A 14,873-nucleotide genomic window follows, 5' to 3' on the forward strand; every position below is an offset into this window, starting at 1 on the left:
ACCATGAAACTCGTACTATATATTTTACTGAGAACTATAGTTATCTACAATTCGACAAAAACTATAACAAATCCACTTCTTTTAATGAGCCTTTAGAATCTTGATCATCGAGTCCATAATCAAGAAAAATATCTCCATCTCTACTAAAGAAAGAGGACGAGATTAGACTAGCCATAGTCCCCTTTTCATTTTTCTTTTCCTGGTAAATATACTCATAAAAATCAACTCCTATTTTTGATGAGTAAATTTCATCATTCCCGAAAATGTCATATTTTCCATTATTGATATATTGAAAAAGTTTATTAGCAATAGCTATAAACTTGCCATTTTCAAAGTTTGTAGATAATTTCAACTTTCGATTAGATACTTTATCAATTTCTCCATGAATTATATTATTACTATCAAATAAAAACTCAAACATTTCAATATTACTAATATTCAAATAATTTGATACAAATGAAATTATTATTCTATCTGAAATATTCTCATCATTAACCAAATATAAGCTCTTGCTTTCTTGATGGTAACCAAAACCTACTGTAGAAAGTTCACATTCTTTTTCCTCTGGAAATATGATTTTTCCCATGAATACTTTCACTTCACCTCTATCGATTCCAGATTGAATTATCGGTAATACAACATCATTATTAAGTGTTATCTTCATCTCATTGCTTTCTGATAAAGAATTTACACGGCTTTTGAAGATTTCTAAAACTCTTTTATTTCTAATATTTTTAGTACGCTCTAATAAACCCTCAAAATCGACCTCATAATAATCTAACAAATGCCTAAAATATTCTGGATTTAACAAGTGACTCGAAAAATATAAAGAACTTTCTTCCCAGTCTTTATTCTTAATATGGCAGAATAAGTCGAAGATATCTTGATATGTCCCTTTTAAGACTTCTAATTGCTCTGCAATCTTATCAACTACTGCATTTTCACGCTCATCAACATTTTCATCTCTTCGTGTCATCACTAATGCATCAAATAAGAACAATTGAGAAATCGGTCTTCGTCTAAATGTACGGAAAAATGCTTGAACAGTATCTTTGTCAGGACACTGCGCAAACTCGACAACGCTTTCAAGAATCGATTCATCCATCTCAAATGATTTGATTAGAATACGGATAAATTCTTTCTCTTCAGGGTGGATCATACCATCAGCATTCATTACAAGCGCTATACCTTGTAAATAAAGTAAGCGCTCTTCTAGACTAAGATCTTTTGCTGCATGGTTTTCAAAGGAATTAGCTTCTTTCGTCGCTTCATTGATGATGTCTAAAATATCTAGCATAACAGACTCGCAATTAATCTTTATCGATACGTTGTTTTAAGGTAGACACATAAACTAAAGCTTCCGTCAGTTTTTGCTTTGTTTCTTCCAATATGTCTGATTGTTTTTTGTGTTGCTTGTTCAATGACATAAGTTGTTCATTATGTGCTCGCAGCTTCTGCTCAAGAGTAATATTGAGTTGTTCACTGAAGTTCTTCATTACTCGGTTCAGATGCTCAGCGACCATATCAATGATTTGGCTTGTCGCCTCTGGGATAATCTGACCACGAATCTCTTGCTCGATCTGGTGGTCTCGTTCTGTTTCATTACTTCTTTTCTTGCCAAGTAATCCACCAAAAACTCCAACAAAAATTCCCACAATTGGATTTAACATTGCAATACTAATTCCACCAGCGATTGTGCCTGCTATTAGCGAGAACTTTTCTTTTTCTTGGGGAGGGATGTCTAAATGAACACCAATTCCTTCTAAAGAGACGGTAACGTTACTTTCTAGTTTACGTTTAAAACGCTCTAGCTCTATTCGGATTAGTTCATCTATCTCTAGTTGCACCACAGGTCGAACAATACTTACAATAGAGTCGGACAGTGTATTACTTTTTGCGGCACTTACTAGGTTAAGCGTATTGTTAGATAACTCAGAGCTAACCTTTGACGTTATTTGTTCTTTACCAACACTGCACAGATTATACTCAAGCTCATTTAGCATAAGTTGAAGACTTTGCTTTTCTTCATTAAAGCTTCTTTCCAATGCGTTGATCTTCTCTTCAATTTCAACAGCACTATTTGACATGTATGAATTTTTTGTTTTCAGTGCTTCTTCGATGCTCGTTATCAAAGCTAATATTGCAGACTGGTAGCGGTGCTTTAACAAGTGGTCGAACTGACTTACAGCGTTATCAATCATCACCTCAAACCCCTTAATTGAGTAGAGCTGTTTATCTTGTGTTTCGATACTCATGACATCAAAACTATCTTGCAATCTTTCACTTAACGTTAGTTTGAGCTGCTCCACGCTCTTCACTAGTTCAAATTCCGATTTACGAGCAGATTTAGAAATTAAGCACCCTATATCTCTACTGTAGTCATAGTAGATCTCTTCAAGGCGCTCCATCACGCTATTATCAAACGGTATATCTGCGGGAAACAACGTTACGAAGTAATCACCACGCTCTAGATACGTCGCTATTGCTTTCTGGTGCGCTACATTACGAGCATCAAACCCTGGCATATCAACTAATATAGCCCCCCTTCTGTTCTTTAGACGTTGGTTATTTAACTCAACTGTGATGTGGGCAACATGGTCGCTTGGTTGAAAACTATGTAAGGTGTCAAGTGGATAGACGGATACAGGGGTGTCATCAACATAGTGAACGGTGAACTGCTCTGTCATTCCGTACGTCAGCTCAGTTGCAACAGCTGTTTCTGCTGCTATATTTACCTTAAGATAGTCATACCCAAGGTAACTGTTTAATAGACTACTTTTACCTGCTGAAAACTTCCCAATAATTGGTATGACAACTTTGAAGTTGCTAATTCGAGAACGTACAAACTGTAATTGTTCCTTCACACTATCATCATTCAAGTGCTGACTATTGATATCTTCCAACTGCTCGACAACAGATAACCATTGATACTGTAGCTCTGAGGCAACGACACCATGCTCAAGTAATAGCGTATCCTTGCAACTCGAGTGGATCGTGGTTGCCCTACGATCATTTTGGCGTAATGCGTGTAGCAGCTCCAAACCAAGTTCTTTAGCTGGGCGAGGAGTAAATAAGTTCAAACTTAGATCTAACTCAAGTTCACCGATAATATCTCGCTCACTCTGAATCTCGTTAGCCATTTGAATACCTCTCAAAAGAGGGTAATCATTTTGTTTACTGCTAGCGATTGGAAGAATGTACTCACCTTCAACATTATCAATAAGGTTGCATTCTTGTGACTGTAAAATTAGAGTCGCTGGAACTAACTCTTCTTCATCAAGCTTTAATAACTTTAACGCATTTATATAGCGAGCAAGTTCGTTAGTCTCCCACGTACGTCCAGATGTCACATAGAAACTGCTCGTCAAATTAAGAAGTGTTTGGTATGGGTTGGATGCTAGGCCTTGTGCTGTAGCTGTATGAAACCAATCATTAATAATTTGATTTCTTTCCAATGCGTCAACTCTTTGTGAAACATTGACTATTTTTTGAGACAGTTCAGACTCTAGCACTTCGAAACCATGTTTCATAAGGGTCAATGAGCGGTTAAGTCTATGCTCAGTCATCTGAATACTTCCATATAAAACATCAACATGCTTCATCAGATAACTGGTTTTATTCGATAGGGACGCGACTACCTCCATTGTGAGCATATTCTTATGATTCAGCTTTTGTATCAGTCTTTGATTAGCATAGATTGCTCTGCTTAGCCCATGATTCACTTCAGACTGTCGTACACTATTACTACCCGTAAGATTGCCAATGATTCGACCGAACCGACTTTGCTCTAATTGAGAGTTTACTGTCCCTTCGGTTGACGCAAGTGCAGTAATTGATGAAAAGGCTTCGTTAAGTAACTCGGTTGAATTACCTTTCATCTCTTCAATCAACGTATCGATACTATTATCAATAAAGGTCTGCTCTTGAGCTTCAATTTCCATTGCAACTTGCTGTGTGACTTGTTGAAGGCTGTCATAGGTTTCAAAGTGCCCACTTCTTAACTGCTTATTTAGCTCGACACTTTGATCAAAATCTTTTGAGGCATCAGCCAACTTATCGACCACAGCAACAAATCTCTCTTCAGTATCTTGGAAATCTTTAAACTGCTCTAAGATACGCTTCACGTCCTCATAGCCTTCGTCTATCAATTTCCCTGCATTTTCTGGAGTGAAGTTAAGCGGTGCAATTAATCCATCAAACTCTCTCGTGGGCACGATGTTCCAAAAACGAACATTAGGGTACTGCTTTACCGTTTGAGCTAACTGTGGGTCTCTCTCTAGATATAAATTGATAATATGAGTACAGTTATGCTTTTCAATCAACACCTTGTAAGGTGTGTTATCACTATATTCACCAGGCAACACCCCACCATCGAAGTAAGTTGTTCCATCAATATCAATGCCATCAAAGACAATAGGAATCGCTGCTGACGCGAGTAACCATTGAACTATACTTGTCGGGGGTTTATCCGTTAAATCAGGGTATTCAAGCTTTCTGGTACTAGAGTTCAGCGCACAAACATGGAATGGAATATCACTTTGGCAGACACCATCACAAGCACCGCTTTGTTCAATCAAGTGCTTTAAGCCACTTTGATTAAACAAACCTTGTGATTGGCTCAGCCCTGTTATCGCCAGTGCAGCTCTAGCAGCCAATGAAGGGGTAAACAATGTACTAGCAAAAGATGCTGCTTTTCTTGCAAGGTTGTCTTTATTTAAAGACATGATTTGATCTTTAGATATTCCACGCCATAATTTTTCGGCTGCTTCCACATCACCCTTAACAAATAACGCACCATTTAAGCCACCAACAGAAGTACCAGCCACAGCTTCAACGTTTTTATCTAGACCAAACTCTCTAAGTGCTTTCCAAGCGCCAACTTCATATGCGCCTTTGCCACCTCCACCCGAGAAGACAATACCTAATTTACTCATTATTTACCTTATTAATCGAAACTGACTGATACTAATGATTTTTTATCACTAATAATTTGAACTTGGACTTCTTGTGATATGTAGAACTGCTCCGATTTTATAGCGGGTGCAGTCTTGGCTATAACTATCATTAACACCATAATCTCTATTTCAGGAGCATCATCCAATTGAATAGACACGCCAATCGGACTGATCTTGACCACTCTGCCTTGCAGGGAGTTAAGATTCGCCATTCCAGAAAGAACCTTTAGGTCACCTTGAAGAAGCGCGTCAAAAGTCACTATGTCTCTCTGTATCCGATCTGTTTTTATTTTCATCGAGTTTAATTGCATCACACTTGGACTACTGGCCAATGCAATTTCTTTTAACCTACACACCTCAATCAGTAAACCTTCGATGTGGGCATAAATTTTTTCTGAGTCACGTTTTTGGTGATGAAGAATATCTAGCTGAGACTTAACCTTTCTGTGAAAATCAGCTAAGTGCTTTTTCTTGTCCCCAACTAAATTTTCATCAAAAATAAGCTCATTTAACGTACCAATCGTTAGTTTCAGTGTTTGTTGAGTAGCCAAGTATTCTCGGTGATATTCTTCAAAGATTTTTGAAAGCTGCCATTTCAATGTTGAGCCGTCACTCCCCTGGTTTACTTGAGCCAAAAACTCTTTTAGTCGATCACCGTGCGCTGAGATCTCCATATTTTCTACCGAAGAGTACCCAATCACATCTACAAAACTTATCTCGGCATGTTCAAGATCAACTTTGGCTACTTCGATAATGCTTTTGACTTCTGATTCCAATTTCTTATCAGTCTTACTCATTACTACCAAGACTGGCTGCTCTAGCTCCAGGCCTTGAAGAAAGTTGATATCTTGTTGGGGAACGGTACCGCTTTGACTATCTACTAACCAAATTAGATAATCTGCCGCTCTTAAATGAGTGCGAGCAATATTTTCATCAATCTTCTTTTGGTTATCAGATTTGCTATATCCTGGAGTATCCAAAAAGATCAGATTGCCATAATGAAAAACCTCTCTCTCAACAGCAATCATTTGCAATATATGACTAAAGGTCACTCGATACTTTTTGTTGAATGCATGGCAAATCGCTTTGACTGCGTGTTCGTCAATTTCGGTCTTCTTTCCAAAGAAATTCAGTGCATCAATGCTGTTCGAAGCCCCTTTGAATAAGAAAGTGGGTATGGACGTAGTTGGAGTCGTGTCTACAGGAAGAAGTGAAGGACAACCTAAAACAGTATTGAGAAAACGTGTTTTACCTGCACTAAAAGAGCCTCCAACTGCCACAGTATGACTCTGTTGTAACTGAGGAAATGACACCGCTTCTTTAAGTAAATCAAACCACTCAAGAAGTCGAACATAAGCACTTGCACCGCTAGTATTTTCACTCTTTTCTGTGTGCGATAAAAACTTTTGATTAATTAGCTTATCTATATCTTCTAAAATTTGATCACTCGGAGTTCTTACCTCTGGTTTTGCGACTAAGCTGGCAAATAGTTCCAACCCAAGATCTGAATCTTCAAGATAACGATTATATTTACCTGATGATACCAAAGGCGTTGTTTCTTTCTTTTCTTCTAGTGATGCTAAATGACCATTCATCAAGCTATCTATATCCATCTCATTTAACCTTTCAAATACTCAGTTATGCGTTGTGTTATAACTAAGTCACCAAAGCCAGAGAGCCATTGAGCTAATAGCTTTGAGTCAACTACAGTTGCTGAAATTTTGTATATATCCCCCTGTTGGGTAATGTTTTGGTCTGTCGAGATTGGTGTTTCCGAAAGAAGCAACGCTAACTCATTTTTAACTTCAAGTTCGAGGGAGATCTTCTGTCCTTCGCCAAAACCAAACCTTCCATCAGCATCATACTGGCTTAGCTTAAACTCTTTTGGGCGTTCAAAACCGAAAGATGAAACAGAGGCTTTACTTACCCGATGAACTGCGATGCTCCGTTCGTTGTCATAGCCATCAAATCGACAAACTAAGTACATTCGTTGGCCTTGCTGAGCCAAACCTAACGGCATCACCAATGCAGACTTTTGAACTTGTTTAGTATTGTAATAATCAATATTGAGCAAACGATCGTGATATAGAGCTTCGCTAATTGCGGAAAATACATTTGTGGCAATTTTGGGTGGCAATAGTGGTTGAGTTTCACTCACTACTCTCACCTTTTTTAGCCACTCTCTTTCTCTAGAGTTTCCACTCGTTGGGTTGAGTTTGTATTTTGCCTCTTGAAAAAAACCATCAAGTGACGCTGTTATGTTAACTGGTAAGAGCTTAATCAAATACTCTTCTGCTAGGTTTAAAAGCAATGCCTCTTGTGCTGACAGCTTAGGTAGCGTCACCCCCCCAGCTTCTTTGTTCCAGCGATATCCATATGGTTTACTTCTTTCATCACGAATGATGTCAAAGTGTTCACAAAGCAGTTCTAAATTCCGCTGAATTGTACGGAGTTCCCTCTCTATACCGATATGCTCTAGTTGCTGGTGAAGCTCTCGTGCCGTAACTTGATGTGATTTTGGTATCCGCTTTAGCAACTCAAACGCTACAACAAGAGACTCGTGAGTGCTCGTTCGTTTGGCCATACTTAGTCTTACCTAATTTTTCAAAAACTGATGTCTTTATTTGATACAACTGAAAAGAAATGATATTTCATATTGTAATGTCATACCTTTTAATGAACTCCTTATACCTCAATATGCAACCTTTAGTTAAGAAACAAGCAGCCATATACCTAACAAATTGACTATAACGTGTTATATGTCAAATTGTGTCGCACCAAACCGCTTAAAAAACAATCACTTTGAGTGATAGAGCCATTTCTAACACACAGAAAATCTCTTGTTCTATGTGACACATGATGTCGTACTTGAATTTAAGATCACTTCTATTAAGGACACTTTTAACATCGGAGTGCATAATGTCTGTTAATACGTGTGATAAGAATGTCTCTGCTGACCCCCTTGATATCAGCACAATTAGTAAAGCGACATGGCAGGATCTAATCAATCAGATACGTTTCTTAGAACTAGAAAATAAGAAGCTCAAGGATAGGGTGTGCTCTTTAGAAAATCAGATTCGAATAGACTGCTTAACTAAAGTTGAAACTCGTGAATACGGGATGACATACTTAGAAATGTCTTTAAAAAATGAACAATTGAACTCACTAGGGCTAGTCTTTATAGATGTCGATCATCTTAAAATAATCAACGATACAGAAGGACATGTGGTAGGGGATAAAGTTTTGTCTTATGTGGGTAGTGCACTCAAGAATATTCAGAAGCCTTGCCAATCTATCTCACGTTATGGTGGCGACGAATTCCTTGCGGTGCTACCCAATGCAACACATCAAGAAACCAATGTCTGGTGTAAACAACTCCACGAAACACTCGCAAAACAACGACTACCACTTGCTCGTTCATCACTTTCCATCACCGTCACTACTGGAAGTTATGTTTACAACATGGAAGGCGATAAAAAATTAACATCGAACCAATTAATCAGTTTGGTTGACCTCGATATGTATCAAAAGAAAGGTGGTCACATTCGTTAACGAACCATCCAAAAACTAGGAACTACCTGGGTAAGTTAAGAGTTAAGACATACGAATATTGATCGCTTCATCACAATTCGTACTTTGTTACTTAAAAACTTCAAGGATGTGTCAGCAAAACCTTGACAAATTTATGCCCAAACCGTTTTAGAGCCTGTCTCCAATGAGATAAGATTAGCTAATGGGTTAACCACCAATTGAAGTTTTTAGAAAAAGAGAGGAATGTATTGCTGTTTCGAGCCATTGGTAACAGTTTCTAGCAATCACCTTGGACTTGGTTGCATATGACCGCATAAGATAAGACATACGGTTTTATAATCAACTTGTTCAGAGTGGAGCACAAACATCACAATGGCAGTTTTATACAGTAAATTATACGAAGAACTTCAGCTAAGACTTTTCAAAAACATTAACCCAGAACACGCTGAGTTCATTCAGTTCCACTTCCATAAGCTGACTCCTCAAGTGTTAGAACGACTTCGAGTAGTTGCTAGGATAGACCCAAATCGTTCAGCTTACTTCCCGTGTTCAGACGAAGATGATTTTAAAATCTCTGTTGCTCCCTTTCCTATTACTGAAACATGCTATATCCACTACAAGGGCACCTCTTACGTAGATGTAGTTCTTAAGGCAAGCAACAAGTATTACTATGTGATTGCTCTCTGGTTACTTTGGTACGATGAGAACAAGCACTCCTCTCTTGGCCGTGAAATTGTAAGAGCGTTCATCATCAATTCTATCGATGTAATGAATGAGGAAGCACTCTTAACATCAGATGGTATTCAAAGCAAAGTAAGCCCAAAGGAAATGAGAAGAAAAACCGTTAGGTTTTACGCTAATGTTTTTGATTTCACTAGAATATATGGTCATATGACTACGCCATTTAAGGGGATGCTAAAAGCCCATACCGTTGATAAAGGTGTCAATCTTAACAAAGTGGGTGAACTTGTCCTTCAGCATACAGATGAAGGAGATCTGGAGCGATTTAAGAAGCGCGGTTTTAGTAAATTCAATAAAATATTCGAAGTACTTGCGGAAGCGAGTATTGAGGATAGTTTTCGCCTAGGAGGACTCTTGCTTCTTATAAAAAACAGTAAAGACGCAAGAACAATGAAAAAGGTAGTAGTGGATCTTGCTCTGAAATTGAATCAAAGCGATCTCAATGAGGTAGCATAGTGGTAGATAGCATTCTCGATTTCTCAAAACACTTACTTTTAACTCTTATTGCCATACTCGCCTTTACTGCCGCAATAGGGGCAAATGCAAAGCTTTTTTTTACAAGTGTCCTGCTTATCTTGGCTATAATATTTGTCATGATCAGTGCATTCTTTTGCTACAAAGCATTTGAAGTTGTAATCGATTCTAAGATAAAACAAGAATCATACAATAATGAAAAACAGAAAAATAAAGCGCCATTGACTGATAAGGCTAAGAAATCCTTATTTTGGAAGATACGCCTTCAGTTTTTTACTAGCTTACTCTCATTGGTACTCATTGGAGCGATGGTTGTGTTTGAGACTATTGGCTTTACACATGATAGCGGCCTTTGTGCGGCCTTAGCTTCAAATGAGTGGTGTGAAAGTACCTACGGTTACAGCTCTTTACCGTCAGAGACACGTTTACCCCCTCAATCGGAAGAAGTAGACGCTTTACTCCTCAACCTCCTCGCAAAAATGAAGGCTATCTAACGGTATTGTCGTTTCAAAGGTGTCAGGTGTCGTTCAGCTAGTTAAATCCTTGCGTAGTCCGTAAATGTTTCGTAAATGTTTGTATTCATTGTTTGCAGTATTAATTGTTGCTTCGTAGCACAGAAGTGCCCTTTTCCTGTTTAGAATTGTTACTCTTATCATTTCTGAACAATCCCATTTGAACAAATATTACTAATGCCGATATAGTGCAACTAACTACATAAAGGATGGTCACGCACGGATTATGGGTAACAGAAAAATCGCTGTATTAATTGATTCAGAAAACACTCCGCACTCAAAGCTAAACCTGATTATTGAAGAGCTTTCTAGTTTTGGGCAGATCATCGTTAAACGTGCATATGGCGATTTTTCTGCTGAGCAACTAAAAAACTGGAAGCAGCCTTTAAATGAGTTAGCTATTCAAGCCAAACAGCAATTTGCCTATACATCTGGAAAAAACTCCACAGATTCTTTAATGATTATTGATGCAATGGATCTCTTATACAGTCAACGGTTTGATGCTTTTGCCTTGATATCCAGTGATAGTGACTTTACAAGTCTTGCTACGAGGTTAAGAGAGTCAGAGATACACGTTATCGGTGTTGGAAAAGCGATGACTCCGACTTCTTTTAAAAACGCTTGTGACGACTTTGTTGCAATAGAGAACTTAAACGCTGATGTTGATCTTGAGGAGGCACAATCAAGCTCTAATCAAGACGCAGAACGCGAACTATGGCGATTAATGCATCAAGCTTGGCAGAACTATAGAGATGAATCGGGTTGGGCAAAACTAGGTGAAATTGGCAAATATTTAAAAAGATTGAAGCCAGATTTTGACCCTCGAAACTACGGTTTGAAGAAGTTATCTGACTTTTTTGATAAATATCCAACGCGCTATAGAACCCGTAACACTAAACGCTCTGGTATGGAGTTTCAGTTGATAACAAAGGCTAGCAAACAAAAATGATTTGCAGCTTCGCTGACGTTATACGGCAATTGGGTAACTCAAAATTGCCCCATTTCTTGTTACCACTATCCCTTTCTAAGTTGTAAGAAAGTCATTTTCAATACTTGAACTTATGAAAGGCAAGACCAGAACTCATCGCTTGTCTTTTTTCCACACTGATAGAACTGTTAGTAACCGAATGAAATATATTGTTTTAGTTGGATTTTGGATATGTATCACTGAAATTGTCCATATGCTGGCTATGGTTAAGATAGTTGGAAAATCAACCATATGCGGATAGACACGAATGATTAATGGTATCAGTAAGATAAAGAGCCTTCGTTCGTTTGGAATCTACGAGAACCATACGAATGTTGGGTGTGATGAGTTTGTGAGGTTTAATCTTATTTATGGATGGAACGGCTCTGGAAAGTCAACGCTTTCAAGATTGTTTAGAAGTATTGAGAATAAGTCTTTGAATAGCTTGTCGTATGAAACTCCGTCTTTTGATATTGAGTACAGTACTGACGGAACGAATGTAAATACTTTGACACAAGCTAATATCGAGACCAATCCACTCAACGTTCGAACGTTTAATAATGACTTTATTCAAGAAAACATTGATTGGAGCGGTACGGTTAAGAGCATACTTCTAGTTGATAAACAGAAAATCTCAGAGCGTAAGCAACTTGACCAAAAGAAAAATGAGTTGAAGCAAAAACGAGAGGAGTCGAAGAGTGCCACCAAGACCGCCAGTGATTTAGAAGCCGAAATTAATAAGTTCCTCTCAGATACGGCGAAGAGCATCAAGATAAGCTTGAAAGTGATTGGAACAGATGACCGTAAGTATTTGAACTACAACAAAACGTCACTTGAGAAATTAATCACTTCCGACCCAACGGGGGTTAGTGACACAGACTCAGTACTTTCAGAGGAAGACATTGTTCATCATACGAAATCTGCCTCTCCTGTTGAAAAACCAAAAATTTCTTTGTCGATTTCACCTATACAAACAGACTTTTTTGAAAGTGATTTTAATGCACTGAAAGCATTAATGCAGAAGACCGCTGTAAATGAGGTAATAGATTTTTTAAAAGAAAACCCTGATGTCCAAACGTGGGTGTCTACTGGTATAAGTTTGCACGAAAAGCATGAATCAAATGAGTGTCACTTTTGTGGAAGTACGCTAACTGAGTCTAGGTTGACTTCGTTGAATAATCACTTTAGCGAGGCCTTTAAACTGTTAAAGGAAGAAATTGCGCAAGCTGACAAGTACTGCAAGTCGTTACCAGAAATCGATCTTCCAGCTGTAGATTCTTTTTTCGAAGAGTTTCAAGCTGCTTATAAAAAAGCTATAGCTCCACTCGACGAAATTAGAAGAAAAGTTTCAGACATTGTAAAGGGCTGGGAAGATTGCCTCGTCCAGAAAACAAATGACCCTTTTGATGTTTCTATGGTAGTTGTAAATGTCCCTCAGAGTCTTATTGATGAATACAACAATGCTGTTGAAAGTATCAATGCTTGTGTGAAAGAGCATAATGACAAGTCAGGTAATTTCCAAGCTGTGACAGCGACACACAAACAAGCTCTTGAGCTACATTATGCTGCGGAGAAAGTTATTGATTTCGACTATGACATGAAGAAAAAGGCGTTAAAAGCGGAGCAGGATAAAGCTAAGAAAGTAAGTGATGAAATTACAGCTATCAATACAGAGGTAGTAAGGCTTGAGGCTGAGCTGTCAAATGAATCTATTGCGGTAGACCCTTTCAATGATGAGCTTGCTAAGTTCTTGGGGCGTACAGAACTTAAGCTAGAGTTTGATGCTAAAGAAAAAGGGTACAAAATATCTCGTAATGGCACTGGTAAGCTGGCTAATAACTTGAGTGAAGGTGAGAAAACAGCAATAGCATTCGTGTATTTTGTGACAAAACTTAAAGAGCATGATAACGATATCAAAGAAACTATAGTGGTTGTTGATGACCCAGTCTCTAGCTTTGATTCAAACCACTTGTTCCATTCGTATTCATTTTTGAAAAAGCACTGCGAGAACGCTAAACAGCTATTTGTAATGACACATAACTTCTCGTACTTCAAGTTAGTCAGAGATTGGGTACTCAAGAAGAATAAATTCCCCAAGGGTAAAGACCCAATAATTAAATCAAGAGCATATACAATTGAAAGTACGTGTGACGGTGTTCGAAAATCTAAAATTGTAAGTGCTGGCGGTACGTTGACGGAGTACAACTCTGAGTATCACTACTTATTCTCAAAGCTGTATTCATTCAAAGACAAAGCGAATTTGAATCTTGATGAAGTATACCTGTGCGCAAACTTATCGAGAAAACTACTCGAATCATTCTTGTGCTTCAAGCTCCCTAAGAAGAGAAGTAACTTTAGGCAGTTGGTAGATGATGGTACGCGAGGGTATTCAGATATCAAGTCAGAGGATGTTGAAAAAGTATATCGCTTTATAAACAAGTACTCGCATAATCAAGAGATAGAACTGGAAGATAATGCAGATAACTTGTTAGGTGAATCACCCGCTATTTTGAACACAATCCTAGACATGGTTAAAACAATAGATGAGCACCATTACAATGAAATGGAAGCGGTAGTAACAGCTTAAGGTTGGTTGATTGCGTTGTTCACGTCTTGATGCAACGTTATACCCTCCAGTGAATTACGAGGAATTATGGCAAGAATTTGGTTTTCTCCTGGTGACCTTGCCGATCATCTCCATGAGATAATAGGTTACAAAGCAGGTTTAGCTAGTTCAATTGAACAGATGTGCGATTTACTGTCAGGTACTGGATATGCTGATGATATATTGAGATCTGAAGGTAATGGGCTTGCTATTCGCTCTGAAGATTACGAGGATTTATATTACCAACTTTTATATAAGGTTGGTGTTACTGATACCCCAAGACAAGGATTGTTTACACAATCACAGTTCTTCATAAGAGCAATGAAAGAAAAAGGTTTAGATTACATTACTGATCTTCAAAATATTTACAGTAAACATTATAGACTGGGTGTAGAACTAGCAGTAAAAAACGGTCAAAGCTCTGTTGATCCTATGCCAATGCTAGCTGAAGCAATGGAAAGGTACGGAAAAACTGGTGCGAGTGACCTTATTGAATTGATGAAAATGTACGACGCTCATTTTCAGAATAGCCCTCATACTGCAGGGAGGTGGGAAGAATGGAAAGATATAGTCGATCTAAATGATTTATTCGAGAAACATCAACCTGTAGTTTCACATGGCACTTTCTTAGATCAACGCTTCATCAATTACCTGTCTAATAATTTGGCTAAATTGGGTGAAATCCACTGGCGAAAATTCGAAGAATTAATTAGTGAGTGTTTTAGTCAATCAGGATATAGAGTTGAACTTGGACCTGGTACCAATGATGACGGTGTTGATGTTCGTGTTTGGAATGATTCTGCTCAAATACACCCTGAATTTATCATTCAATGCAAACGGTATAAGTCGAAGATCGATAAAGTAACAATAAAAGGCTTATATGCAGACGTTTTAGAAGCGAAAGCAACAACGGGCTTACTAGTTACCACATCAGAATTTAGTCCAGGGGCTAGGACTACTATTTCAGCTCGAAGCTACCCAATTAAGGAAGTTAATGGGGAAAAGGTTTCTGAATGGATAAAAGCGCTGAGAACTCCAGGTTCAGGAGTTATCAGGATATAACATACAACTATAGCTTCAACATACTT

Annotated in this window: 10 protein-coding genes; 6 read left to right on the forward strand and 4 right to left on the reverse strand. The window is 38.1% G+C overall.

What is annotated here, in order from left to right; all coding sequences use genetic code 11:
- Positions 1-61 precede the first annotated feature (61 nt).
- The 4 genes from L3V27_RS03805 to L3V27_RS03820 are packed head-to-tail and all read right to left on the reverse strand — an operon-like array spanning position 62 to position 7,539.
- Positions 62-1,297 (reverse strand): TerB family tellurite resistance protein, encoded by a 1,236-nt coding sequence (locus L3V27_RS03805; protein ID WP_180208760.1) that lies wholly within the window; start codon positions 1,295-1,297, stop codon positions 62-64.
- A gap of 13 nt (positions 1,298-1,310) precedes the next feature.
- Positions 1,311-4,934, reverse strand: a complete 3,624-nt coding sequence (locus L3V27_RS03810; protein WP_140360248.1) for a patatin-like phospholipase family protein — start codon at positions 4,932-4,934, stop codon at positions 1,311-1,313.
- An 11-nt stretch (positions 4,935-4,945) separates the two neighbouring features.
- Positions 4,946-6,568, reverse strand: coding sequence for a dynamin family protein (locus tag L3V27_RS03815; RefSeq protein WP_140360247.1), 1,623 nt, complete (start codon positions 6,566-6,568; stop codon positions 4,946-4,948).
- 5 nt (positions 6,569-6,573) lie between these two features.
- Positions 6,574-7,539, reverse strand: coding sequence for a WYL domain-containing protein (locus L3V27_RS03820; RefSeq protein ID WP_140360246.1), 966 nt, complete (start codon positions 7,537-7,539; stop codon positions 6,574-6,576).
- A gap of 335 nt (positions 7,540-7,874) precedes the next feature.
- Between L3V27_RS03820 and L3V27_RS03825 the strand changes: the two genes are divergently transcribed.
- From L3V27_RS03825 to L3V27_RS03850, 6 genes are all read left to right on the forward strand, one after another.
- Positions 7,875-8,507, forward strand: a complete 633-nt coding sequence (locus tag L3V27_RS03825; RefSeq protein WP_180208759.1) for a GGDEF domain-containing protein — start codon at positions 7,875-7,877, stop codon at positions 8,505-8,507.
- Between the two features lie 351 nt (positions 8,508-8,858).
- The gene (locus L3V27_RS03830) at positions 8,859-9,683 is read left to right on the forward strand and encodes a hypothetical protein (RefSeq protein ID WP_237311049.1); all 825 of its coding nucleotides are present in this window, start codon (positions 8,859-8,861) and stop codon (positions 9,681-9,683) included.
- Positions 9,683-10,195 carry a hypothetical protein gene (locus L3V27_RS03835; RefSeq protein WP_025605171.1) on the forward strand — a complete coding sequence of 171 codons (513 nt, stop codon included), beginning with the start codon at positions 9,683-9,685 and terminating at the stop codon, positions 10,193-10,195. The genes L3V27_RS03830 and L3V27_RS03835 overlap by 1 nt, the downstream gene beginning before the upstream one ends.
- Before the next feature lie 244 nt (positions 10,196-10,439).
- Positions 10,440-11,162 carry an NYN domain-containing protein gene (locus L3V27_RS03840; RefSeq protein ID WP_025559098.1) on the forward strand — a complete coding sequence of 241 codons (723 nt, stop codon included), beginning with the start codon at positions 10,440-10,442 and terminating at the stop codon, positions 11,160-11,162.
- Between the two features lie 286 nt (positions 11,163-11,448).
- Positions 11,449-13,767: an AAA family ATPase gene (locus tag L3V27_RS03845; RefSeq protein WP_048624877.1), complete on the forward strand. Its 2,319-nt coding sequence runs from the start codon at positions 11,449-11,451 to the stop codon at positions 13,765-13,767.
- A 66-nt stretch (positions 13,768-13,833) separates the two neighbouring features.
- Complete coding sequence (locus tag L3V27_RS03850) at positions 13,834-14,847, forward strand: restriction endonuclease (protein WP_180208758.1); 1,014 nt, start codon at positions 13,834-13,836, stop codon at positions 14,845-14,847.
- The last annotated feature ends 26 nt before the right edge of the window (positions 14,848-14,873 follow it).

This window comes from Vibrio sp. J2-3(2022) (assembly GCF_021725735.1).
GTDB lineage: Bacteria > Pseudomonadota > Gammaproteobacteria > Enterobacterales > Vibrionaceae > Vibrio > Vibrio diabolicus.

Bases quoted from the DNA above. Each gene is read 5' to 3' on its own strand.
- L3V27_RS03815 (WP_140360247.1), bottom strand. From the start codon at position 6,568: ATGGATATAGATAGCTTGATGAATGGTCATTTAGCATCACTAGAAGAA.
- L3V27_RS03845 (WP_048624877.1), top strand. From the start codon at position 11,449: ATGATTAATGGTATCAGTAAGATAAAGAGCCTTCGTTCGTTTGGAATC.
- L3V27_RS03840 (WP_025559098.1), top strand. From the start codon at position 10,440: ATGGGTAACAGAAAAATCGCTGTATTAATTGATTCAGAAAACACTCCG.
- L3V27_RS03820 (WP_140360246.1), bottom strand. From the start codon at position 7,539: ATGGCCAAACGAACGAGCACTCACGAGTCTCTTGTTGTAGCGTTTGAG.
- L3V27_RS03810 (WP_140360248.1), bottom strand. From the start codon at position 4,934: ATGAGTAAATTAGGTATTGTCTTCTCGGGTGGAGGTGGCAAAGGCGCA.
- L3V27_RS03825 (WP_180208759.1), top strand. From the start codon at position 7,875: ATGTCTGTTAATACGTGTGATAAGAATGTCTCTGCTGACCCCCTTGAT.
- L3V27_RS03805 (WP_180208760.1), bottom strand. From the start codon at position 1,297: ATGCTAGATATTTTAGACATCATCAATGAAGCGACGAAAGAAGCTAAT.
- L3V27_RS03850 (WP_180208758.1), top strand. From the start codon at position 13,834: ATGGCAAGAATTTGGTTTTCTCCTGGTGACCTTGCCGATCATCTCCAT.
- L3V27_RS03830 (WP_237311049.1), top strand. From the start codon at position 8,859: ATGGCAGTTTTATACAGTAAATTATACGAAGAACTTCAGCTAAGACTT.